The organism is Sphaerisporangium rhizosphaerae (assembly GCF_042665155.1).
GTDB lineage: Bacteria > Actinomycetota > Actinomycetes > Streptosporangiales > Streptosporangiaceae > Sphaerisporangium > Sphaerisporangium rhizosphaerae.
This window is the reverse complement of sequence record NZ_JBHTCG010000038.1, coordinates 63,204-85,332: the sequence shown is the minus strand read 5'-3', so window position 1 is coordinate 85,332 and position 22,129 is coordinate 63,204. Positions and strand designations below refer to the sequence as shown.

Here is a 22,129-nt window from a genome sequence, read left to right as displayed (position 1 = left end):
CCCACCGCCGCTGCGCGGCGCGCGCGCGGCGCACCGCCTCGGCGAAGCCCTCGCTCCCGGCGGACGCGGCGCTCGCGACCACGTCGGCCGGGTTCTGGGGGGACCGGCTCTCGACAACACCCATCGTGAATCCCTCTCCAACCTCAGGGGTGAAATCCCGCTTCATGGAAACCTAGTCCACGTCATCGACCGGCTCAGAGCAGGAAGCCCTCGGGGAAGGGGTCGGACGGGTCCAGGAAGTGCTGGGCGGTGCCGGTCACCCACGCCCGGCCGGTGATGGCGGGGACGACCGCCGGCAGGCCCGCCACCTCGGTCTCCTCGACCAGACGCCCGGTGAAGCGGGTGCCGATGAACGACTCGTTGACGAAGTCCTCCCCGACCGCCAGCTCGCCGCGCGCGTGGAGCTGCGCCATGCGGGCGCTGGTGCCCGTCCCGCACGGCGAGCGGTCGAACCAGCCCGGGTAGATGGCCATCGCGTGCCGCGACAGCCGGGCGTCGGAGCCGGGGGCCACGAACTGCACGTGGTGGCAGCCCCGGATGCCGGAGTCGAGGGGGTGGACCGGCTCGGCCGCCTCGTTGATCGCCGCGGAGACCGCGAGGCCCGCGTCCAGGATGCGCTGCCCGCAGGCGCGCTCGAACGGCAGGCCCACCGACTCGATGGGCAGGATGGCGTAGAAGTTGCCGCCGTAGGCCAGGTCGTAGGTGATCTCACCGATGCCGGGGACCTTCACCACGGCGTCCAGCGCGACGCTGAAGGACGGCACGTTCTGGATGGTGACCGCCGTGGCGGCTCCGTCCTCCACGCGCACCGAGGCGACGACCAGCCCGGCCGGGGTGTCCAGCCGCACGGTCGTCACCGGCTCGGCCACCTCCACCATGCCGGTCTCCACCAGCACCGTCGCGACCCCGATTGTGCCGTGCCCGCACATCGGCAGGCAGCCGGAGACCTCGATGAACAGCACGCCGTAGTCGGCGTCCGGCCGGGTGGGCGGCTGCAGGATCGCGCCGCTCATCGCCGCGTGCCCGTGCGGCTCGTACATCAGCAGCTTGCGGACGTGGTCCAGGTTCGCCATGAAGTACTCGCGCCGCTCGGCCATGCTCGCGCCGGGGATGACGCCCACTCCCCCGGTGACGACGCGGGTCGGCATGCCCTCGGTGTGCGAGTCGACCACGTGGAAGATCTTCTTCGAGCGCACGACGTCACCGCAGCCCTTCGGCCAGCGCCTTCTCGGTGGCCGCGCGGACCACGGCGTCCTGCTCGGCCGTCAGCGGCACGCGCGGCTGCCGGCACGGGCCGCCGTGCAGGCCGGCCAGGTCCATCGACAGCTTGATCGCCTGGACGAACTCGGTCCTGGCGTCCCAGCGCAGCAGCGGGTGCAGCGTGCGGTACAGCGGCAGCGCGGTGGCCAGATCGCCCGCGACGGCGGCCCGGTACAGCGCCGCGCACGAGGCCGGGAGCGCGTTCGGGTACCCGGCCACCCAGCCGGTCGCCCCGGCGAGCGCCAGTTCCAGCACCACGTCGTCGGAGCCGATCAGCACCTCCAGGCCCGGGGCCAGCTCGGCGATCTCGTAGGCCCGCCGCACGTCGCCGGTGAACTCCTTGACGCCGACGATGAGCCCCTCGGCGTGCAGTTCGGCCAGCAGCGAGGGGACCAGGTCCACCTTGGTGTCGTAGGGGTTGTTGTAGGCCACGATCGGCAGGCCGGCCTTGGCGACCTCGCGGTAGTGCGCGAGGACGGCCCGTTCGTCGGCCCGGTAGGCGTTCGGGGGCAGGAGCATGACGACCTGGCAGCCGGCGTCCCTGGCCTGCTCGGCCCAGCGGCGCGCCTCGGCCGCGCCGTAGGCGGCCACGCCCGGCATCACCCGGTCGCCGCCGATCGCCGCGGCCGCCGTCTCGACGACGCGGGCGCGCTCCTCGGGGGTGAGCGTCTGGTACTCCCCGAGGGAGCCGTTGGGCACCACGCCGTCGCATCCCTGCTCGACCAGCCGGCGGCAGTGCGCGGCGTAGCCGTCGAAGTCGACGCTCAGGTCCTCGCGCAGCGGCAGCGCGGTCGCCACCATCACGCCGTGCCAGGGCTTCTCACGGGTCGTCATCGAGGGTCCTCTCCTCCGGGGTCTCCTGCTGGTTCTTCTCCGAGGTCTTCCGCCGGGTCTCCCGCGAGGTCGCCGAGCCTGACCGGCTGGGCGACCGGCCGCCGCGGCGGCCCGGGGTCCTCGCCGGCCAGGCGGGCCACGGCGTAGCCGCAGACGCGCCCTTGGCACCAGCCCATGCCGGGGCGGGCCAGCAGTTTCATCGAGCGGGCGTCGGTGGCTCCGAGCCGCGCCGCCTGCTTGATCCGCGCGTAGGGGACCTCCTCGCAGCGGCAGATCAGCGTGTCGTCCGTCAGCCAGCCCTTCCACCCGTCGCGGACGGGGTAGGCGGTCTGCAGGGCCCTGGCGAAGGCCGCCAGCCGGTCCCTGCGCGCGGGCAGGCCCGGGTCGGGCGGCACCCGGCGGCCGAGGTCGGCGGCGGCGGCGCGCCCGGCGATCCGGCCCTCCACCTCGGCCAGTTCGGCCCCGCCGACGCCGGTCGGCTCGCCCGCCGCGTACACGCCCGGCACGCTGGTGCGCATCCCGGCGTCCACGGCGACGACCGGGGTGCCGTCGGTACCGGCGCGGGTGGCGCAGCCGATCTGGACGGCCAGTTCGATCTGCGGGACGAAGCCGTAGCCGACGGCCAGCGCGTCGCAGGCGATCGTGCGGCGGCGGCGCGGCGCCCAGTCGCGGTCGAGGTCGGCGACGGTGACGTGGGTCAGTTCACGGTCCCCGTGGGCGGCGATGACGGCGTGCCGGCCGAGGTAGGGGATGCGGTGCCGGGCCAGGCCGTAGCCGTAGCCGGCGGCCTCGGCGAGCCTGCCCGGGTGGCCCGCCATGGCGGAGGCCGGGCCGAAGCGGCCGTTGGCCTCAAGGACCGCGGCGACGCGGGCGCCGGCGGCGGCCAGCGCGGTCGCCACCGGCAGCAGGAACGGGCCGGTGCCGGCCACGACGACCCTGCGCCCGGCGGTCACCAGGTCGCCCTTGAGCAGGGCCTGCGCGCCTCCGGCCGTGAACACTCCGGGCAGGTCCCAGCCGGGGAAGGGCAACGGCCGGTCGTGGGCCCCGGTGGCGATCAGCAGCCGGCGGGCCGCGACGCTCTCCCGCCGCTCCTCCCGGTCGCCCGCCAGGCAGTGCAGCACCACGCCGCCGTCGCCGGCGGCATCCGTCGCGGGTGGTGTGACCGGCGGGCCCGCGTCCGTCGCGGGTGGTGTGACCGGCGGGCCCGGGTCCGTCGTCCGCTCGACGGCCCAGACGCGGCGGCGCAGGCGGACCTCGACGCCGTGCCGCCCCAGCTCGGCGGCCAGCGCGGCGAAGCGCCCGAACCCGTGGTGCAGCGCCCCGGGCCGCCGCGCGCGAAACCCCGCGGGCGCGTGGCGGAAGTACTGCCCGCCCAGGCGCGCCCCGGAGTCGACGAGCACGACGCTCAGCCCGGCCCGCGCCGCCGCGACGGCGGCGGCCATCCCGGCCGGGCCGGCTCCCACGATCGCCAGGTCCCTCATCCGGTCCTCACCTCGTCTCCGGGGCGGGCCTCGGTCTGGCAGGCGCGCAGCGACGGCTCGCCGTTGACGGTGACCAGGCAGTCGAAGCACACGCCGATGCCGCAGAACAGGCCGCGGGGACGCCCGCCCAGGCGGGTGGTGCGCCACGACCGGACGCCGTTGGCGTACAGCACCGCCCCGACCGTCTGGCCCGGCACGGCCATCACCGGCCGCCCGTCCACGGTGATCGGGAACCCCGGCTCCGGCCGCGCCCCCACCAGGCGACCGGCGTGCGGCGGCTCCCCGGCGGGCGGGACGGGGCCGTGGGGATCGGGTGATGAGGTCACGCCGCGAACCTTTCCGGTCGGAAGGGCGCCGGGTCGAGGCCGGGGGCGGTGCCGGTGAGCTGCTCCGCGATCAGGTGGCCGGTGGCGGGGGCCAGGCCGATGCCCGCGCCCTCGTGGCCGCAGGCGTGGTACAGCCCGGGCGCGCGCGGGTCGGCCCCGATCACCGGCAGGTGGTCGGGGCAGTAGGGGCGAAAGCCGCAGTAGGCCCTGATGACCCGGCGCGCGGCCAGGGCGGGGAACAGGGCGACGGCCTGGCGGGCGAGCGTCTCCAGCACCGGGATGGAGACGGTGCGGTCGAAGCCGACCCGCTCGCGGCTGGCGCCGATGAGCACCGTGCCGGCGGGCGTGCCCTCGATGACGGCGCTGGTCTCGAGGGCGGCCGAGTCGCTGGCCACGCCGGTGACGTACGCGGCGGTGTAGACCTTGTGCCGGATCAGCGGGGCGGCGAGCGGCTCGGTGACCAGGATGAAGCCCCGGCGCGGCAGCACCGGCAGGTCGAGGCCGGCCAGCGCGGCCACCTCGCCGCTCCAGGTGCCGGCCGCGTTGACCACCGCGCCCGCCGGGATGTCCCCTTGGTCGGTGCGGACGCCGGTGACCCGGTCGCCGTCGCGCAGCAGGCCGGTGACGGTGGTCCCGGTCCGCAGGCGCGCGCCGGGAGCGTGCCGCAACAGCACCGCGGCGGCGAGCATGGGCTGGACCTGCGCGTCCTGCGGGTAGAAGACGCCGCCCGCGAGGCCGGGGGAAAGGTGGGGCTCGTAGTCGCGCAGTTCGCCGGCGCCGACCGGCCGGCGCTGGACGCCGCACCCGTCCTGGGCCGCGGCGAGCGCGGTGAGCGCGTCGAGCACCTCGCCGGTCTCGGCGACGACCAGGCCGCCCTTGGGCTCGAACTCGAACCCGCCGAGGGCCGCCAGATCGCGCCAGAGGCGGTTGGACAGCAGGGCGAGGTCGAGCTCGGGGCCGGGCTCCTTGTCGGAGACCAGGATGTTGCCCTCGCCGGCCCCGGTGGTGCCCGAGGCGACCGCGCCGCGCTCGACGACGGTGACGCTCAGCCCGGCGCGCGCGGCGTAATAAGCGCAGGCCGCCCCGACGACCCCCGCCCCGATCACCACGACGTCGGCCATCCCACCCCCAGCCCTCTCCCGAACACGTCAGTAATATGTCACATATCCACAAAGGTAATCAACGCCCTTCACCCGCGAGCGCAGCGAGGCCAACCGGCCACTCCTCGGACCACCACCTCAAGGACCCCGGACTCACCGAACGATCCCAACGGATCGGCCACAAGACCCCGCTCGGGGCGCGGCGGTGTCCTGATGAGGAGAGAGCGAGTGCGAGGAACGAGCGCTCGTGAACGACGACGAAGGACACCGCCTCAAGGGCGCCCCGAGCCCGCCGAGCGAAGCGAGGCCGAGCGAAGCGAGGCCGAGCGAACACAGCGCCGCCTCAAGGGCGCCCCGAGCCGCCGAGCGGAGCGAGGCGATGAGCGCGATTCGGGACCGGCTGGGTGGACGCCTACGATGTGTGCCGTGACCGCAGCAGACCAGCCCCGCGACGGTGCGGGGGGCGCCGGGACCGGCGCCCTCCTCGACCGGGCGCGCGGCCAGGCCCTCGACCTGTTCCACTCCGCGTGGTCGGCCACGCCCGCCACCGTCAGGCGGTGGGCGCTGGCAGCCGTGATCGTCAACGCGGGCATCGCGGTGACCGGCGCGGCCGTCCGGCTCACCGGCTCCGGCCTCGGGTGCCCCACCTGGCCGCGCTGCACGCCCGACAGCTTCGTCCCCGCCGCGCACGACGCGCACTCGCCCCTGAACATGGCCATCGAGTTCGGCAACCGCCTGCTGACCTTCCTGGTGCTGGCCGTGGCCGTCGGCTGTGTGGTCGCCGTCATGCGGGTGGCGCCCCGCCGCTCCAGCCTGGTGTACCTGGCGTGGATCCAGCCGCTGGGCGTCGCCGTGCAGGCGCTGTGGGGCGGCGTGGTCGTGCGCACGCTGCTCAACCCGGTCACGGTCAGCGTGCACTTCCTGCTGTCCATCGGCATGATCGCGGCGGCGTTCGCGCTGTACGCGCGGTCGGGCGAGGGCGACCAGCCGCCGCGGCGGCTGGTCCACCGCGACATCCGCACGCTGGGCTTCGTCCTGGTCGCCGCCGTGCTGGCGCTGCTCATCGCCGGCGTCGTGGTCACCGGCACCGGGCCGCACTCGGGGGACGAGGCCGCCTCTCGGTTCGGCTTCGACATCCAGTCGGTGGCCCGGCTGCACGCCGACGCCGTGTGGGTCGTGCTCGGCCTGACCTTCGCCCTGCTGTTCGCGCTGCACGTGACCGACTCTCCCGGCCGGGCACGCCGGGGCGCGCTCATCCTGCTCGGCGTCGAGCTGGCCCAGGGCGTGATCGGGTACGTGCAGTACTTCCTGGCCGTGCCGGCGCTGCTGGTGGGCCTGCACGTGCTCGGCTCGACCCTGGTCTGGATCGCCACGTTGCGCGTGGTGTACCTCATGCGCTCGCGCGGCCCGGCCGGCGCGCCCTTCACCGGGGAGAACCTACTGGACGCCGCCGGCGTCTGAACGATCGTGATCCCTCCTGTCGTCGCGCGGTGGACCCGCGCCGCCCGGGTGTCGCTGCGCTCGCGCACCGTCCGGCGCCGCGCGTTCCACGGCGCCGTGGCGCTCAGTCTGCTGGGCCTGGCGCCGATGACCTGGGCCTGGCTGTCCACCACGCGCTACCGGCTCACGGCCGGAGCCGCGCCGGGGTGGACGCGCCAGGTCCCGGCCGCCCCGGTGGGGCTGGTGCTCGGCGCCGGGCTGTACGGCCACTCGCCCACGCCGATGCTGGCGACCCGGCTGGACATCGCCGCCCGGTTGCTGCGAGTGGGGAAGGTGCGGGCCCTTCTGCTGTCGGGCGACAACAGCCGGCCCGGCTACGACGAGCCCTCCGTCATGCGCGACTACCTGGTCGCGCGCGGGGTGCCGGCCGGGGTGCTGGTGCTGGACTACGCCGGGTTCGACACCTGGGACTCCTGCGTGCGGGCCCGCCGGGTGTTCGGGGTCCGTGCCCTCACCGTCGTCACGCAGGATTTCCACCTGCCGCGCGCCGTCGCCCTGTGCCGGGCCGCGGGCCTTGACGCCTTCGGCGTCGGTGACGACTCCGCCGCCCGGTTCCCCGCCCAGACCTACGTCTACGCCGTGCGCGAGTTCGGCGCGACCGCGAAGGGGTTCCTGGACGCGGTGGTGCTGAGGTCCCCGCCGGTCTTCCCGGGGCCGCGCGAGACCTCGCTCGACCGCGTCCTCGGCGCCCGCCGCTGAACGCCCCCGCGACCGAAGTTTCGGTTCCGGCGCGAAAGTTTCATCGGGCTGGCCGGCGCCGGAGGTCGCAAGCTGCGGCTTCTCGGCCGCCCGCCCTTGCCGTGAAGTGAGGGCTTCGTCACCGGCGGGCCTGCGGGGTATGGTCCCTTCGCGCGCATGGGAGCGCTCCCATAATCATCTGTCCCTCGCCCGCCGGCAAGGAAGGGGTGACGCCCCTCGGCAGTGCCACGACAACCGCGTATCCCGTCCTGAACTCGGACGCTGCAACCGTGAGGCGGAAGTGCCTCTCCGCCTCACGGTCCGGCGCCCGGGTTTCCGCATGCCCGGACGCCGCCTCCCCTCGCCGCCGCCTCTGCCCAGCCGGCCTCTTGCCCAGCCGGCTGCCAGCCGCCTCGCCCAGCGGGCCTCTCCCAGCCGCCCCTGCCAGTCGGCCTCTTCCGCTGGTCGTACACGCTTGAGGTCCCTCTCGCGAGGAGCGGGCGCGGGCGCGCCGGCCGGCGCCGAAGGCCGGCGTGCCCACGCCCGCGGACTATCCGCAGTTCACGTCGGTGAACGTCGGAGTCCCCGACCCTGTCATGGTGGCCAGGAACCCGGCGGTCGCCGAGGCCCCGGGGTCGAGCTTGAGAGCCCATGACGGCGCGTGGATCATGCCGCTCGGGCCGCTCTGCATCATCGTCCCGTTCCACGCCTGCGTCATGGTGATGCCCAGCGGCATCATCCAGGAGACGTACCACTCGTTGATCGGCGTGGACCCGGTGTTCTTGATCGTCACCGTGGCCTGGAACCCGCCCTGCCAGCTGCTGGCGAGCGTCACCGTGGCCTGGCAGGCGATCGCGCCGGGCGAGGACGGCGTCGGGGTGGGCGTGACCGGCGGCGGCGAGCTCGGCGGCGGGGAACTGGGGGGCGGGGAGCTCGGCGGGGGTGAGCTCGGCGGCGGCGTCGAGGTGCCTCCGAAGATCACGTCCGAGCAGCCGTAGAAGGTCTCCTTGCTGTCGGAGCGGTACCACACCGAGTAGATGACGTGCCGGCCGCTCTTGTTGGGCAGCCGCCCGGAGAACCGGTAGGCGCCGTTGCTCACCTCCGGCTCGGGATCGGCCGTCAAGAACGGCTGATCCTCCATGTCGGCCCAGGTCAGCGGCGCGGTGGGGTTGTAGCCGTCCTTGGTGACGTACAGCTTGAACCCGCCGGGGTGGGGCACCCAGGCCCCGTAGACGAAGTTGAACATCGCGCCGGGCTGCACCACCGTGGCCGGCCAGTCGGCCCTGGGCGCGTCGTAGGCGGCGTACTTGTCGAACCCGCCGCTGCAGAGCTTGCCGTCGGGGATGAAGCCCTTCGTGCGACCGGCGCCGTCCGAGCGCAGCACCCCGTACCAGTCGTACAGCGGCTGGGTGCCGCCCGCGGCGACGGCCTGGGCGCAGGCGGGGTTCTTCGGCTTGATCTCGTTGCTGGAGGTCAGCCCGTCGGTGTAGCAGGCGTAGGTCCTGCTGGCGGGCGCCTGGAGCGCGCCGTGCGCCAGGGCCGAGCGCTGGAGGCCCAGCGTCGTCAACCCGGCGGCCACGACCGCCACAGCGGTCAGAATCGCCACCTTTACCTTGGTTTTCACGCTTCCTCTTCACATCGCGGATGCCACCGCGCGGGGGCGGCGGTCGGACGAACGGGCGCAGGACGCGCGCCGCTCCGGTCTGTCTCAGGGCGCGCGCGGCGGCGGCGCCGGCCGCGCGCCCACTCTGGCCCGGCCACCCGGAAAAGGGCATCGGAAGTGGCCACAGACATCCGCGTAACGCGATTGAAACACGGGGCCACGCGCGCGGCAAGGGCGCGCGGGCGACCAGGGACGTTGCGAGGACGGCGGGAGGACGGCGGGGCGGGCTAGCGCGCCCCACCCGGACCGGGCCCGGGCATCCCAGGCGGCCCGGGCCGGTACTCAGGGCCGGACGTGCCGGGCCGGTACTCGGGCCCAGGCGTGCCGGGCCGGTACTCGGAGCCGGGCGTGCCGGGCCGGTGCGCGGGGCCGGACGGCCCCGGGCGGTACTCCGGGCCGGGAGCGCCCGGCGGGGCGGGCCGGTATCCGGAAGGCGGCCGGCCCGGGTGGTGCTCGGGGCCGGGCGCGCCGTCGGCCGGGTACGGGTCGCCGGGCAGGCCGTCGCGCGGCGGGTAGGGGGAGACCGAGTGCCAGGTGTCATGCCCGGGGGCGTAGCCGGGCGGGGCCATGCCCTTGGCGATCGTGGCCTGGTGCCGCTCGGGGACGGGGAAGGCCGCCTTGGCGACGCTCATGCACGCCAGCAGCGCCTCCCGCCGGGTCTCGAACGTCTCACGGTCGATCACCCCGCGCACGCCGCGCTCGTGGAGCAGGCCCAGCTCGGTGGCGGCCACCTGGTAGTCGCGCATGGCGTGCAGCCCCGCCTGACCGCCGTAAGCCTTGGCCCACTGGCGGGCCTGGCGCCGCCCCTGCAGCGACGACAGCATGAACACGTCGAAGTCGGTGACCAGCCCGAGCCCCCCGTACGGCGGCAGGTAGAGCTGGATGAGGCCGACGATGCGCTTGCGGTCCTTGACGACCACGCTCAGCTCGACGAAGAACAGGATCATCAGCAGCAGGTAGGCCAGCGACAGCCCCTGGAACCCGCCGTAGGAGGTGAAGCCGTTCCAGATGCCGTGCAGCATGATGGCGCCGGCCCAGCCGAGCAGGACCACTCCACCGCGCACCGGCCCCTGGCGCTGCGCCGCGTAGGCGACCGCGATGCCGATCATCGAGGTGAACAGCGGGTGGGCGAACGGCGACAGGATTCCGCGCAGCACCACGGTCACCGCCAGCCCCTGGAAGCCGTGCTGGTCCTGCGCCATGATGTAGTAGCTGACGTTCTCGCTCATCGCGAAGCCGAGGCCCACCATGCCGGCGTAGATGATGCCGTCGGTGGGGCCGTCGAGCTCCTGGCGGCGCCAGCGCAGCAGGCCCAGCAGCACCAGGCCCTTCATCGTCTCCTCGACCACCGGGGCCACGAAGGTCGCCACCAGGTTGCGCGCGTCGGTCGGGTCGTGCAGGGCGTTGGTGACGTACCTGAGGTTGAGGCTGTTGAGGATGCCGGCCACCAGCACCGCGACGCCCGCGCCCCACATGAACGCGAAGGCCAGGTCCTTGCCCGGCTCGGGCTCCATGCGGTCCAGGCCGAGCAGCGCGGCCAGCAGCAGCGGCACCGGCGCCAGCGCCAGGACGAGCGCGATGAAGAACTGCACCGGCTCGCCGTTGAAGATGTCGAAGGAGAACGACACCAGCGCGCAGATGCCGGCCACGACGAGGCCGATGATGAGTCCGAGAGAGGGGCGCTCCCTCAGCACCCAGCGGGGATCACGGTTCGTCATGGGCGCGAGCGTAATCGACCGGCCACGACCTGTCCGCTCGGCGCCCCCGGCCCGCGCCCGGCCCGCGCCCGCACGGCGCGCGACCTCCGCGTCCGTACGGCTCGCCCCTCGTGATCACCGCACCACCCCGTACACGACCCGGCTCCGAACCCTCTGGTCTTCCCCCGTCGACCGGCCCCCACACCTGCGCCAAATGGTACATCTTCCGACTTGCCCGCCCGGTGAGCCCGGTCAGGCGACACCGGGGTGGTGGCAGGCGACGACGTGCCCGGCGCCATGGGCCACCGGTTCGGGGTCGGCCGTCTCGCAGGGGACCCGCCGCTCCGCCGGGAGGCTCGCGTAGACCGGGCACCGGCCGCGGAAGCGGCACCCGGCCGGCCGGCCGGTGACGCCCGGAGGGTCGCCGGCCAGCAGGATCCGCCGTCGGCGGCGCTCCAGGGACGGGTCGGGGATCGGGACCGCCGAGATCAGCGCCCGCGTGTAGGGATGCAGGGGCGCCTCGAAGAGCGTGGCGGTGTCGCCGCTCTCGACGGTCCTGCCGAGGTACATCACACTGACCCGGTCGGCGATGTGCCGGGTCACGGCCAGGTCGTGCGAGACGAACAGGTAGGCGAGGCCCAGCTCGTCGCGCAGACGGGCCAGCAGCGCGAGGATCCCGGCCTGCACGGTGACGTCCAGTGCCGACACCGGCTCGTCCAGGACGACGAGCTTGGGTTCCACCGACAGCGCCCGCGCGATGGCGACGCGCTGGCGCTGCCCGCCGGAGAACTGGTGGGGGTACCGCTCGGCGTGGGCCGCGGGCAGGCCCACCTGCTCCAGCAGCGCGGGCACCCGCGCCAGGGCCTCCCTGCGGGGGACGCCGAGCGTGAGCAGCGGCTCGGCGATGATGTGGCCGGTCGTCATCCGCGGGTCGAGGCTGGCCATGGGGTCCTGGAAGACGATCTGGACCTCGCCGCGCAGCCGCGCCGCCTGTGCGCGGGTGAGCGCGGCCGTGTCGGATCCGAGCACCTCGATCGTGCCCTCGGCGGGGCGGGCGAGCGACATGATCTCGAACAGGGTCGTGCTCTTGCCCGAGCCCGACTCGCCGACCAGGCCGAGCGTCTCGCCGCGGCGTACGAGCAGGTCCGCGCCGTCGACCGCGCGGACCGAGCCGACCTCGCGCCGGAACACCGTGCCCTTGAACAGCGGAAAGGTCCTGGTCAGGCCGGAGACCCGCAGCACCGGCGGCCGGCCGGACAGGTCGCGCGGCGGCGGCGCCTGGTCCAGCCGGGGCACGGCGGCCAGCAGCTCACGCGTGTACTCCTCCTTGGGCCGGGCGAAGACGTCCTCGACCGTCCCGTGCTCGACCACCAGCCCGTCGCGCATGACCACGACGCGGTCGGCCAGCCCGGCGATGACGCCGAGGTCGTGGCTGACGAACACCAGGGCCGCCCCGGTCCGGCGGCGGGCCTCGCGCAGCAGGTCCAGGATCTGCGCCTGGACGGTCACGTCGAGGGCCGTGGTGGGCTCGTCGGCCACGATGACCTCGGGGTCGTTGGCCATCGCCATCGCGATCATGGCCCGCTGCCGCATGCCGCCGGAGAACTCGTGCGGGTAGGCGCCCGCGCGCAGGGCGGGGTCGGGGATGCCGACCATGCGCAGCAGCTCGACCGCGCGCCGCCCGGCCTCGGCCCTGGACACCCGCTGGTGGACGCGGACGGCCTCGGCGAGCTGGTCGCCGACGCGCATCACGGGGGTGAAGGCCGACAGCGGGTCCTGGAACACCATGGCGACCCGCCTGCCGCGCAGTGCCATGAGCGTGGGCACCGGCGCGCCGATGATCTCCGTTCCGGCCAGCCGGACCGAGCCGCTCACCGAGGCGGAGGGGGGAAGCAGGCCCATCGCGGCCAGCGCCGTGACCGACTTGCCCGATCCGGACTCACCGACGATGCCGAGCACCTCTCCGCGTCGCAGGTCCCAGCTCACCCCCTTGACCGCCTCCTGTCCGCCGAAGGCGACGCGCAGGTCCCGGACCGACACGACGACGTCGTCCGGCACCGGCTCGCGGAGGGTGCGCGCCGCCGGCGGCGCGGCGGGACGCGGACGGCGGGCGCGGCGGGCACGGCGGGCGGGCCGGGGGGTGGGGTCCACCGCGTCGCGCAGCCCGTCGCCGACCATGCTGACGGCCAGGACGAACACGATGAGCAGGCCGGCCGGGAAGAAGAACATCCACGGGTAGGTGGTGGCGCCGCCGGTCGCGTCGGCGATGAGCGTGCCGAGGGAGACGTCGGGCGGCTGCACCCCGAACCCGAAGTAGGACAGCGTCGTCTCGCTCATGACGGCGCCGCCCACCGCGATCGTGGTGTCGACGATCAGGAACGAGGCCACGTTGGGCAGGACGTGCCGCGCGATCACCCGCGCCCCGCCGACGCCCATGAACTCCGCGGCCCGGACGAACTCGCGTTCCTTGAGCGACAGCGTCATCGAGCGGACGATCCTGGCGCTGACCATCCAGCCGAGGACGCCGAGCAGCAGCGCGAACACCGGCCACCCCGACCCGCGCAGGACCGGCGAGATCATCGAGATCACCAGGAAGCCGGGGAAGACGAGGAACAGGTCGATCAGGAAGCGGACGGCCCGATCGGCCCAGCCGCCGAAGTAGCCCGCCGCGGCTCCGGCGAGGGTCGCCAGGACGGTGGAGAAGACCGCGACCACCAGGCCGATGACGAGCGACTTCTGCAGCCCGTGGGTCACCTGGGCGAAGACGTCCTGCCCGATGCCGTTGGTGCCCCACCAGTGCCCGGCCGACGGAGGCTCCCGCAGGGCGGTGAAGTCGATGTCCCCGAAGTGCCACGTGGTCAGCAGCGGGCCGGCGAAGGCGAGGGCGAACAGCAGGAGGATGACGGTGAAGCCGGCCGCGGCGCCTTTGGCCGCGGCGAGCCTTCGCAAGGTGATACGGATCACGGAGGTGTTTCCCGGCCTAGGCGTCGCGGACGCGGGGGTCCAGTACGGCGTGCAGCAGGTCGGCGGCCAGGCCCGAGGCCAGGACCACGACCGCGGCGAAGAGGTTGACGGCGACGACCGCGTTGACGTCGTTCTTGTTGACCGCGTCGACGAACCACTCCCCCATGCCGTGCCAGCCGAAGATCGTCTCGGTGAGGGTGGCGCCGGTGAAGATGGCGAGGAAGCCGTAGGCGAAGAAGGTCGACAGGGGGATCAGCGCGACGCGCAGCCCGTGCTTGAGCAGGGCCGTCCGCGGCGCGAGCCCTTTGGCGACCGCGGTGCGCAGGTAGTCGGAGCCGAGGACGTCGAGGGTGCTCGCGCGCTGGTAGCGGCTGTAGGTGGCGATGGCGCCGAGGGCGATGGACAGGGTCGGCAGCAGCAGGTGCACGGCGCGGTCGCCCGCCTGGGCGAGCAGGCCGCCGGTGAGGCCGGGCGTCTTCTCGCCGGTGTAACTGATGACCTGGCCGAAGGTCTCGTTGATCCACCGCGCGCCGGTCTTGAGCAGCACGGCGAGCAGGAAGACCGGGGTGGACAGCAGGACGAAGGAGGTGACCGTGACCAGGCGGTCCGACAGCCGGTACTGCCGTACCGCGCTCCACACGCCGGCCAGGACGCCGATCACGGTGCCGAGCAGGGTGCCGACGAGCAGCAGCCGCAGGCTCACCCCGACGCGCCGGCCGAACTCCTCGCCCACCGAGGTGTCGAAGATCGTCCGTCCGAGGTCGCCGGTGAGCGCGCGCCCGGCCCAGGTGCCGAACCGCACGAGGAGCGGGTCGTGGTCGTTGACGCCGAGGTGGGTGAGCTGCGCCTCCACGGCGGCGGCCGGGGGTCTCGGCTGGCGGCCCTCAAAGTACGCGCGGGGTTTCAGCGCGGTGGCGGCCACGGCGTAGGAGAGGAAGACCGCGACGGTGAGCAGCACCAGGTAGTACCCGGCCCGTCTGACGAGGAAGCCTGTCACGCCGTGCCCCTCCCTTCTTCCCGCCTGACCCGGTGGCTAATGTTGGGTAATCCTACCGTTAAAGTCTGTTTTGTTCGCAAACAGGACCCCAGGGGAGAGCACGTGACGACAGGTACCCGGCTGTGGGCGGTGGCCGCCGCGGCGACGCTGGCACTCGCGGGATGCGGAGGGAACACCCCCTCCCCCGGTTCCGGCGGGCCGGCGGCGGGTTCGCCGGGCGCCGCGAGCGGCGGCCCGGCCGTCGACGCGGCCGACATCAACCCCCAGCCCCTGGACCGCCTCAAGGACGGCGGCACGCTGCGGACGAGCATCCAGCAGTGGATCACGCAGTACAACAGCCAGCAGGTGGACGGCACGCAGGGCGACGGCTCCGCCATCGTGGCCCTCGTCGAGCCCGACCTGTTCTCCTACGACGCCAAGGGCGTCCCCCACCCGGTGCCGGACTACCTGGAGTCGGCCGAGGTGACCTCCACCTCGCCCCAGGTGGTCACCTACAAGCTCAACCCCAAGGCCAGGTGGTCGGACGGCGCCCCGCTGAGCTACAAGGACTTCCAGGCGCAGTGGAAGGCCCTGAACGGCAGGGACAAGTCCTACCTGTCCGCCGGGTGGCCCGGGTACGACCTGATCGGCAAGGTCGAGCAGGGCCCCGGCCCGCAGGAGGTCAAGGTGACCTACGACAAGCCGTTCGCCGACTGGCGGCAGACGTTCGACCCGTTGTTCCCCGCCGCCGCCTACGACACCCCCGAGAAGTTCAACAAGGGCTGGCTGGAGAAGGTGCCGATCACCGCCTCGGCGTGGAAGATCGGCTCCTACGACAAGACGGCGCAGACCATCACCGCCGTCCGCGACCCGAACTGGTGGGGCGCCAAGCCCAAGCTCGACTCCGTCGTCTTCCGCGCGCTGGACCCGGCCGCCGCCCTCGACGCCTACCTGAACAAGGAGATCGACTACGTCGCGGCCATCCGCCCGGAGGCCTACGGCCGCGTCAAGGACGACCCGGACACCGCCATCCGCGTCGGCGCGCGCTGGGACGAGGTGCACATCACCCTCAACGGCGGGCGGGGCCCGCTGCAGGACCTCAAGGTGCGCAACGCCGTGGAGAAGGCGGTCGACCGCGGCGCCCTCACCGAGGTGGCCTTCAAGGACCTGCCGTTCAAGGGACGGCCGCTCGGCAACCACTTCTTCATGCCGAACCAGGAGGGCTACCAGGACAACTCCGGCGAGTACGGCAAGTACGACCTGGAGGGCGCGAAGAGGCTGCTGGACGAGGCGGGCTGGAAGGACAACGGCGCCGGGCAGCCCCGCACCAAGGACGGCGCGCCGCTGAAGCTGTCGTTCGTGATCAGCGCGGACTCCACCTCCCAGCAGGCCGACCAGGCCACGCTGCTGCAGAACATGCTCGCCCAGGCGGGCATCCAGATCACGATCGACAAGGTGCCCGGCAACGACTACTTCGAGAAGTACGTCTACCGCGGCGACTTCGACCTGGTCTCCTTCCGCAACGTCGACCAGCTCTTCCTGTCGCAGGCGTTCCCGCAGTACCAGAAGCCCGAAGGCGAGAACGTCTACCAGAACTACGGCCGGATCAGCTCGCCGGAACTGGTCGACCTGCTCACCAAGGCGCAGACCACCACCGACCGGACCGAGGCCGTCAAGCTGTACAACCAGGCGGACGCGCTGGTCTGGCGGCTCGGCCACACCATCGAGCTGTACCAGCGGCCCCAGGTGCTGGCCGTGCGCAAGGGGCTGGCCAACTTCGGCGCGGGCGGCCTGTCCTCCGACGACTTCACCAAGGCGGGGTGGGAGAAGTGAACCCTTGAAGTACTCCCGCGCCGCGGATGACACGATCGGACCGCCTGGGCCCTAATATCCGTCTTTGGGCTGTATGTCCGCACATACAAGGCGGTAAGGAACGAGTATGACCCGCTTGAACGGCACGCCGTTGACCGACGACTTCGCCAACGGCGGGGTCTCGTTCTGGTACCGGCAGATCGGCGTCCCGGAACGCCGGCCCGCGCTGCCGGGGCCGCGCGACTACGACGTCGCGATCGTCGGCGGCGGCTACACCGGCATGTGGACGGCCTACTACCTGAAGAAGGCGCAGCCGGACCTGCGCGTCGCGATCCTGGAGCGGGAGTTCGCCGGGTTCGGCGCCTCCGGCCGCAACGGCGGCTGGCTGTCGGCCGAGTTCGCCGGCTCCCGCGAACGGCACGCCGCCGCCCGCGGCAGGCAGGCGATGATCGACCTGCAGCGCGCGATGTTCGCCGCGGTGGAGGAGGTCATCGAGGTCACCCGCGCCGAGGGCATCGACGCCGACGTCCACAAGGGCGGCCTGGTCCACGTGGCCACCAACCCGGCCCAGGACCGCCGCCTGCGCGCCGAGGTCGCCGACCTGCGCCGGTGGGGGTTCGACGAGCAGGACATGCGGCCGCTCACCGCCCAGGAGCGCGAGGAGCGCATCCATGTGGCGGGGGCGCTGTCGGCCGCCTACAGCCCGCACTGCGCCCGCATCCAGCCCGCCAAGCTCGCCGTGGGGCTGGCCCGCACGGTGGCCGCCCTCGGCGTCGACGTCTTCGAGGGCACCACGGTCACCGAGATCCGGCCGCGGACCGGGGACGGCCCGGGCAAGGCGGGCAGGGCGGCCGCGGTGACCGACCGCGGCACGGTCACCGCCGAGTACGTCATCCGCGCCACCGAGGGCTTCACCGCGAGCATCCGCGGGCAGCGCCGCCAGTGGCTGCCGATGAACAGCTCGATGATCGTCACCGAGCCGCTCGGCGAGCGGGTGTGGGAGCGCATCGGCTGGCAGGGCCGGGAACTGCTCGGCGACCAGGCGCACGCCTACGTCTACGCCCAGCGGACCGCCGACGGCCGCATCGCCATCGGCGGGCGGGGCGTGCCCTACCGCTTCGGCTCGCGCACCGACGTGCGCGGCGCCACCCAGCCGCAGACGGTGGCGGCGCTGTACCGGATGCTCACCACGCTGTTCCCGGCGACCGCCGGCGCGCGGATCCAGCACTCCTGGTGCGGCGTGCTGGGCGTGCCCCGCGACTGGTGCTCGACCGTCCACCTCGACCACGCCACCGGCCTCGGCTGGGCGGGCGGCTACGTCGGCAGCGGGGTCACCACGACCAACCTGGCGGGGCGCACCCTGCGCGACCTGGTGCTGCGCCGGCGGACCGAGCTCACCGGGCTTCCGTGGGTGGGCCGTCAGGTGCGCCAGTGGGAGCCCGAGCCGCTGCGCTGGCTCGGCGTGCAGGCCATCTACGCGCTCTTCCGCACCGCCGACCGCCACGAGAACGCCCAGATGTCGCGTACATCCGCCTATGCCCGCCTGGCGGGCCTGATCTCCGGCCGCTGAGGGCCGCTGACGACCGCCGACGACCGAGGGCGGCCGCGCTTGGCGCGCGGCCGCCGTGGCGGCGCTCAGCCGCAGTTACCCCAGGAGTTGCGGCCGCCGGTGGCGATCGCCGCGTCCCGCCGGGTGTCCCAGATCGTGCCGGAGTACTTGACGCAGAAGCCCTTGGCGTACAGCTTCACCGGGCCCGCGTAGTACTTGTACTTGCGCCCGTCGGTCTTGCTGTTGGTCCTGACGGGCTCGTCCTTGATGCGCTTGGTCTGCGTGGTCAACGTCGCCGAGGTGTAGGTCGGCGTGCCGACGTACACCGTCTTGATGGTGGTGACGCAGTTGTAGCCGGTCTTGCGGTTGTAGAGCAGGTAGACGTAGCCGAACACGTCCCCCTCGCGGGTCTTCACCACCCGCTTGCTGTCGGCGACGCGGTGGAACCCCGCGCCGCAGACCCCCTCGGGGGTTCGGGCCGAGGCCACCGCGTACGCGGGGTTGGCGACGACGCCTCCGATCGACAGAGCCGCGGCCAGGAGAACCGTCTTGGTGGTCCTTCGCATCCAATGATCCCTTCCGGGCCCCCACCCGCCTGCCGGGCGGCGGCCGGCAGATCATTCTGCCGGACGATCACACATCGGATGACCGTAATAGTCAGATTCGGAAGGCACGACGGACGCGGAACGGCAGCTCGGCGGCCACAGGGAGCCGCCCCAGAAAGGGAAACCAGAGCCACCTCGGAAAGGGAGGAACCGCCTCCTGAAGGGGAACCGGAGGAACCGGAGCCATCTCAGGAAGGGAACCGCCTCAGAGCAGGGAGTCGACGGCCACGGCGAGGAACAGCAGGGCCAGGTAGGCGTTGGACCAGTGGAAGAAGCGCATCGGGCGCAGCGCCACGCCGGTCTTGCCGGCGTTCAGGCGGCCCAGCAGGCGGTAGACCTCCCACAGGCACACCGCGCCGAGGACGGCGGCCGCCACCGCGTAGAACGGCGTAGTGTGGGCGACCGGCCACAGCAGCAGGGAGCACAGCACGGTGGCCCAGGTGTAGGCCACGCTCTCGAGCACGACCCGGCGCTCGCCGGCGACCACCGGCAGCATGGGCACCTTGGCGGCGGCGTAGTCCTCGCGGTAGCGCATGGCCAGGGTCCAGGTGTGCGGCGGCGTCCAGAAGAACACCACGCCGAACAGCACCACCGGCGCCCAGTCGACGCGGCCGGTGATGCCGGCCCAGCCGATGAGCACGGGCATGCATCCGGCGATGCCGCCCCACACGACGTTCTGCGAGGTGCGCCGCTTGAGCAGCATCGAGTAGACGAAGACGTAGAACAGGATCGCCCCGAGCGACCCGCCGGCCGCCACCCAGTTGACGCTCAGGCCGAGCCCGAGGGTGGACAGGACGCCGAGCACGACGCCGAAGATCAGCGCGTTGCGGGGCGTGACCTCCGCCATCGCCAGCGGGCGGCGGCGGGTGCGGCGCATGGTGGCGTCGATGTCGCGGTCGATGTAGCAGTTCAGCACGTTGGCGCTGCCCGCCGACAGGGTGCCGAAGACCAGGACGGCCACGGCGGTCCACAGCGGCGGGAAGCCGCGCGCCGCCAGGAACATCACCGGAAGCGTCGTGATCAGCAGCAGCTCGATGATCCGCGGCTTGGTCAGCGCCACGTAGGCCCGCACGGTGGCGAGCGTCGATCGGCGCGCGGCCGAGAGCGCGGCCGTGGGCGGCTTTGTGGTCAGCACCGTCATGGCGCTTCCAGCGGGTGCGGGGTCAACGCGTAACCTCTGATTAGAGCGGATCCGTGATTGCGGGCATGAGCCAGCGCTGTGAGGACTCACTGTAGTGCGGGGTGGCGTCGGTCCCGGCATCGGGGGCGAATGCCCCTCGCGCGGGCACCCTGGGGAGGGGGTCGTCCGCGCTGGTGAACGCCCCGCCTTCCCGGCGCCGGCGCGGTTCCCGGCCGGTGGGGCCTTTCGCGTTCCAGACCGAGTCTCAGGGGCAAGGTTGTAAGGACGCGAGCACCATGTTCCCCGGCCGCATGTCACAAGAACAATGCATCTACGGTGGGGGAATCGACCCATTAAGGTCCGGTGTTGGGAGCGAAGGTGCCCAAAGACCGGACGGGCGCGCGAGCCGAACCGGCGCCATTGACCTATAGGAGATCGAGCAGTTGAGCAGCGAACTCGTGCCAAACCTTGAGTGGAGCGACCTCGATCGGCGCGCGGTCGACGTCGTACGCGCGCTCGCCATGGACGCGGTGGAGAAGGCCGGATCCGGACACCCGGGCACCGCGATGAGCCTGGCCCCCGCCGCCTACCTGTTGTTCCAGCGCGTTCTGCGCCATGACCCCTCCGACCCGGCGTGGACCGGCCGCGACCGTTTCGTCCTGTCGGCCGGTCACTCCAGCCTGACCCTCTACATCCAGTTGTACCTGTCGGGCTACGGGCTGACCCTGGACGACCTGAAGGGTCTTCGCCAGTGGGGCAGCCTGACCCCGGGGCACCCGGAGCACGGCCACACGATCGGGGTGGAGACCACCACCGGCCCGCTCGGCCAGGGCCTCGGCAACGCGGTCGGCATGGCCATGGCCGCCCGCCGCGAGCGGGGCCTGTTCGACCCCGACACCGCGGCCGGCGACAGCCCCTTCGACCACCGCATCTGGGCCATCGCCTCCGACGGCGACATCGAGGAGGGCATCAGCCACGAGGTGAGCTCCATCGCGGGCCACCAGAAGCTGGGCAACCTCAACGTCATCTACGACGCCAACCACATCTCCATCGAGGACGACACCAACATCGCCCTGTCGGAGGACGTCGCCGCCCGCTACGAGGCGTACGGCTGGCACGTGATCAAGGTCGACTGGACCGCCACGGGCGAGTACGTCGAGAACGTCGAGGAGCTGTACGCGGCCTACCGGGCGGCCATCGAGGAGACCGAGCGGCCGACGCTGATCCGGCTGCGCACGATCATCGGCTGGCCCGCGCCGAACAAGCAGAACACCGGCAAGATCCACGGCTCGGCGCTGGGCGCCGACGAGGTCGCCGCCACCAAGGAGGTCCTCGGCCTGGACCCGTCCAAGGACTTCGACGTGCCCGAGGAGGTCCTGGCGCACACCCGCCAGGTGGTCGAGCGCGGCCGGGCCCTGCACGCCGAGTGGAGCAAGGGGTTCGAGAGCTGGCAGGCCGCCAACGCCGAGCGCGTCGCCCTGTTCGAGCGCATGAGCGCCCGCAAGCTCCCGGCCGGCTGGGACGAGGCCCTGCCGACCTTCGAGGCCGGCAAGTCGGTCGCCACCCGCAAGGCCTCCGGCCAGGTGCTGAACGCGCTGGCGCCGGTGCTGCCGGAGCTGTGGGGCGGCTCGGCCGACCTGGCCGAGTCCAACAACACCACGATGGAGGGCGAGCCGTCCTTCATCCCCGAGGAGCACCAGACCAAGGCGTTCCCCGGCAACCGCTACGGCCGCACGCTGCACTTCGGCATCCGCGAGCACGGCATGGGCTCGATCCTCAACGGCATCGCCCTGCACGACGGCACCCGCCCCTACGGCGGCACCTTCCTGGTCTTCAGCGACTACATGCGCCCGGCCGTGCGCCTGGCCGCCCTGATGGGCCTGCCGGTCACCTATGTGTGGACGCACGACTCCATCGGCCTGGGCGAGGACGGCCCGACCCACCAGCCCGTCGAGCACCTGTGGGCGCTGCGGGCCATCCCGGGCCTGGACGTGGTCCGCCCGGCCGACGCCAACGAGACCTCGGCCGCGTGGAAGACCGTCCTGGAGCACACCGACCGCCCGGCGGCGCTGGCGCTGACCCGGCAGAACCTGCCGGTGTACGAGGGCACGGCCGACTTCGACAAGGTGGCCAAGGGCGGCTACGTCCTGCAGGACGCCTCCAACGGGCAGCCCGAGGTGATCCTCATCGGCACCGGCAGCGAGGTCGAGCTGGCCGTCGGGGCGCGCAAGCTGCTGGAGGAGGAGGGCATCCCGGCCCGCGTGGTCTCCATGCCGTGCGTCGAGTGGTTCCAGGCCCAGGACGACGCCTACAAGCAGTCGGTCCTGCCTCCCGCGGTCCGCGCGCGCGTCGCCGTCGAGGCGGGAATCGCCCTGGGCTGGCGGCAGTTCGTGGGTGAGGAGGGCGAGGTCGTGAGCCTTGAGCACTTCGGCGCCTCCGCGCCGTACAAGACGCTGTACGAGCAGTTCGGCCTGACCGCCGAACGTGTGGCCGCCGCGGCGAAGGGCAGCCTCGCCAAGACCGGGGCCGACAAGGGCCAGACGACCGGAAACTGAGGAACGAGC

At 72.9% G+C, this 22,129-nt stretch carries 16 protein-coding genes; 5 read left to right on the top strand and 11 right to left on the bottom strand.

Features of this window, described 5'->3' with window-relative positions:
* Positions 1-194: 194 nt before the first annotated feature.
* Genes ACFQSB_RS35055 through ACFQSB_RS35035 form a run of 5 tightly spaced genes read right to left on the bottom strand, consistent with a single transcriptional unit; the run spans position 195 to position 5,022 of the window.
* On the bottom strand, positions 195-1,196 hold the full coding sequence (locus ACFQSB_RS35055; RefSeq protein WP_380831182.1) for a proline racemase family protein: 1,002 nt from the start codon (positions 1,194-1,196) through the stop codon (positions 195-197).
* Between the two features lie 4 nt (positions 1,197-1,200).
* A complete protein-coding gene (locus ACFQSB_RS35050; RefSeq protein WP_380831181.1) occupies positions 1,201-2,094 on the bottom strand; it encodes a dihydrodipicolinate synthase family protein in 894 nt (297 codons plus the stop codon).
* A complete protein-coding gene (locus ACFQSB_RS35045; protein WP_380831179.1) occupies positions 2,091-3,575 on the bottom strand; it encodes an FAD/NAD(P)-dependent oxidoreductase in 1,485 nt (494 codons plus the stop codon). Before ACFQSB_RS35045 ends, ACFQSB_RS35050 begins: the two co-directional genes overlap by 4 nt.
* The gene (locus ACFQSB_RS35040; RefSeq protein WP_380831177.1) at positions 3,572-3,901 is read right to left on the bottom strand and encodes a (2Fe-2S)-binding protein; all 330 of its coding nucleotides are present in this window, start codon (positions 3,899-3,901) and stop codon (positions 3,572-3,574) included. The genes ACFQSB_RS35045 and ACFQSB_RS35040 overlap by 4 nt, the downstream gene beginning before the upstream one ends.
* The gene (locus ACFQSB_RS35035; protein ID WP_380831176.1) at positions 3,898-5,022 is read right to left on the bottom strand and encodes an NAD(P)/FAD-dependent oxidoreductase; all 1,125 of its coding nucleotides are present in this window, start codon (positions 5,020-5,022) and stop codon (positions 3,898-3,900) included. Before ACFQSB_RS35035 ends, ACFQSB_RS35040 begins: the two co-directional genes overlap by 4 nt.
* 405 nt (positions 5,023-5,427) lie before the next feature.
* Between ACFQSB_RS35035 and ACFQSB_RS35030 the strand changes: the two genes are divergently transcribed.
* Positions 5,428-6,462: a COX15/CtaA family protein gene (locus ACFQSB_RS35030; protein WP_380831174.1), complete on the top strand. Its 1,035-nt coding sequence runs from the start codon at positions 5,428-5,430 to the stop codon at positions 6,460-6,462.
* Positions 6,463-6,468: 6 nt separating this feature from the next.
* Positions 6,469-7,200 (top strand): SanA/YdcF family protein, encoded by a 732-nt coding sequence (locus ACFQSB_RS35025; RefSeq protein WP_380831172.1) that lies wholly within the window; start codon positions 6,469-6,471, stop codon positions 7,198-7,200.
* Between the two features lie 529 nt (positions 7,201-7,729).
* Here ACFQSB_RS35025 and ACFQSB_RS35020 read toward each other — a convergent pair.
* The 4 genes from ACFQSB_RS35020 to ACFQSB_RS35005 all read right to left on the bottom strand — a co-directional run bounded on the left by ACFQSB_RS35020 (position 7,730) and on the right by ACFQSB_RS35005 (position 14,500).
* Positions 7,730-8,803, bottom strand: coding sequence for a lytic polysaccharide monooxygenase (locus ACFQSB_RS35020; protein ID WP_380831170.1), 1,074 nt, complete (start codon positions 8,801-8,803; stop codon positions 7,730-7,732).
* A 266-nt stretch (positions 8,804-9,069) separates the two neighbouring features.
* On the bottom strand, positions 9,070-10,560 hold the full coding sequence (locus ACFQSB_RS35015) for a PrsW family intramembrane metalloprotease (RefSeq protein WP_380831169.1): 1,491 nt from the start codon (positions 10,558-10,560) through the stop codon (positions 9,070-9,072).
* 231 nt (positions 10,561-10,791) lie between these two features.
* Complete coding sequence (locus tag ACFQSB_RS35010) at positions 10,792-13,503, bottom strand: dipeptide ABC transporter ATP-binding protein (RefSeq protein WP_380831167.1); 2,712 nt, start codon at positions 13,501-13,503, stop codon at positions 10,792-10,794.
* Between the two features lie 16 nt (positions 13,504-13,519).
* Positions 13,520-14,500 carry an ABC transporter permease gene (locus ACFQSB_RS35005; RefSeq protein ID WP_380831165.1) on the bottom strand — a complete coding sequence of 327 codons (981 nt, stop codon included), beginning with the start codon at positions 14,498-14,500 and terminating at the stop codon, positions 13,520-13,522.
* Positions 14,501-14,602: 102 nt separating this feature from the next.
* On the opposite strand from ACFQSB_RS35005, the gene ACFQSB_RS35000 reads away from it, so the two are divergent.
* Together ACFQSB_RS35000 and ACFQSB_RS34995 are read left to right on the top strand one after the other, a co-directional pair.
* Complete coding sequence (locus ACFQSB_RS35000) at positions 14,603-16,312, top strand: ABC transporter family substrate-binding protein (RefSeq protein WP_380831164.1); 1,710 nt, start codon at positions 14,603-14,605, stop codon at positions 16,310-16,312.
* Positions 16,313-16,418: 106 nt separating this feature from the next.
* Positions 16,419-17,861, top strand: a complete 1,443-nt coding sequence (locus tag ACFQSB_RS34995) for an NAD(P)/FAD-dependent oxidoreductase (protein ID WP_380831162.1) — start codon at positions 16,419-16,421, stop codon at positions 17,859-17,861.
* Positions 17,862-17,926: 65 nt separating this feature from the next.
* On the opposite strand, the gene ACFQSB_RS34990 is transcribed toward ACFQSB_RS34995, so the two are convergent.
* Both ACFQSB_RS34990 and ACFQSB_RS34985 read right to left on the bottom strand, forming a co-directional pair.
* A complete protein-coding gene (locus ACFQSB_RS34990; RefSeq protein WP_354844801.1) occupies positions 17,927-18,406 on the bottom strand; it encodes a hypothetical protein in 480 nt (159 codons plus the stop codon).
* A 244-nt stretch (positions 18,407-18,650) separates the two neighbouring features.
* Positions 18,651-19,586, bottom strand: a complete 936-nt coding sequence (locus tag ACFQSB_RS34985; protein WP_354844798.1) for a heme o synthase — start codon at positions 19,584-19,586, stop codon at positions 18,651-18,653.
* A gap of 422 nt (positions 19,587-20,008) precedes the next feature.
* On the opposite strand from ACFQSB_RS34985, the gene tkt reads away from it, so the two are divergent.
* Positions 20,009-22,120 carry a transketolase gene (tkt, locus tag ACFQSB_RS34980; protein WP_354926678.1) on the top strand — a complete coding sequence of 704 codons (2,112 nt, stop codon included), beginning with the start codon at positions 20,009-20,011 and terminating at the stop codon, positions 22,118-22,120.
* Positions 22,121-22,129: the final 9 nt, after the last annotated feature.

What these genes read in the sequence shown, in the direction of transcription:
- ACFQSB_RS35050 (WP_380831181.1), bottom strand. Translation starts at nt 2,094, where the DNA reads ATGACGACCCGTGAGAAGCCCTGGCACGGCGTGATGGTGGCGACCGCG.
- ACFQSB_RS35045 (WP_380831179.1), bottom strand. Translation starts at nt 3,575, where the DNA reads ATGAGGGACCTGGCGATCGTGGGAGCCGGCCCGGCCGGGATGGCCGCC.
- ACFQSB_RS35035 (WP_380831176.1), bottom strand. Translation starts at nt 5,022, where the DNA reads ATGGCCGACGTCGTGGTGATCGGGGCGGGGGTCGTCGGGGCGGCCTGC.
- ACFQSB_RS35015 (WP_380831169.1), bottom strand. Translation starts at nt 10,560, where the DNA reads ATGACGAACCGTGATCCCCGCTGGGTGCTGAGGGAGCGCCCCTCTCTC.
- ACFQSB_RS34995 (WP_380831162.1), top strand. Translation starts at nt 16,419, where the DNA reads ATGACCCGCTTGAACGGCACGCCGTTGACCGACGACTTCGCCAACGGC.
- ACFQSB_RS34990 (WP_354844801.1), bottom strand. Translation starts at nt 18,406, where the DNA reads ATGCGAAGGACCACCAAGACGGTTCTCCTGGCCGCGGCTCTGTCGATC.
- ACFQSB_RS34985 (WP_354844798.1), bottom strand. Translation starts at nt 19,586, where the DNA reads ATGACGGTGCTGACCACAAAGCCGCCCACGGCCGCGCTCTCGGCCGCG.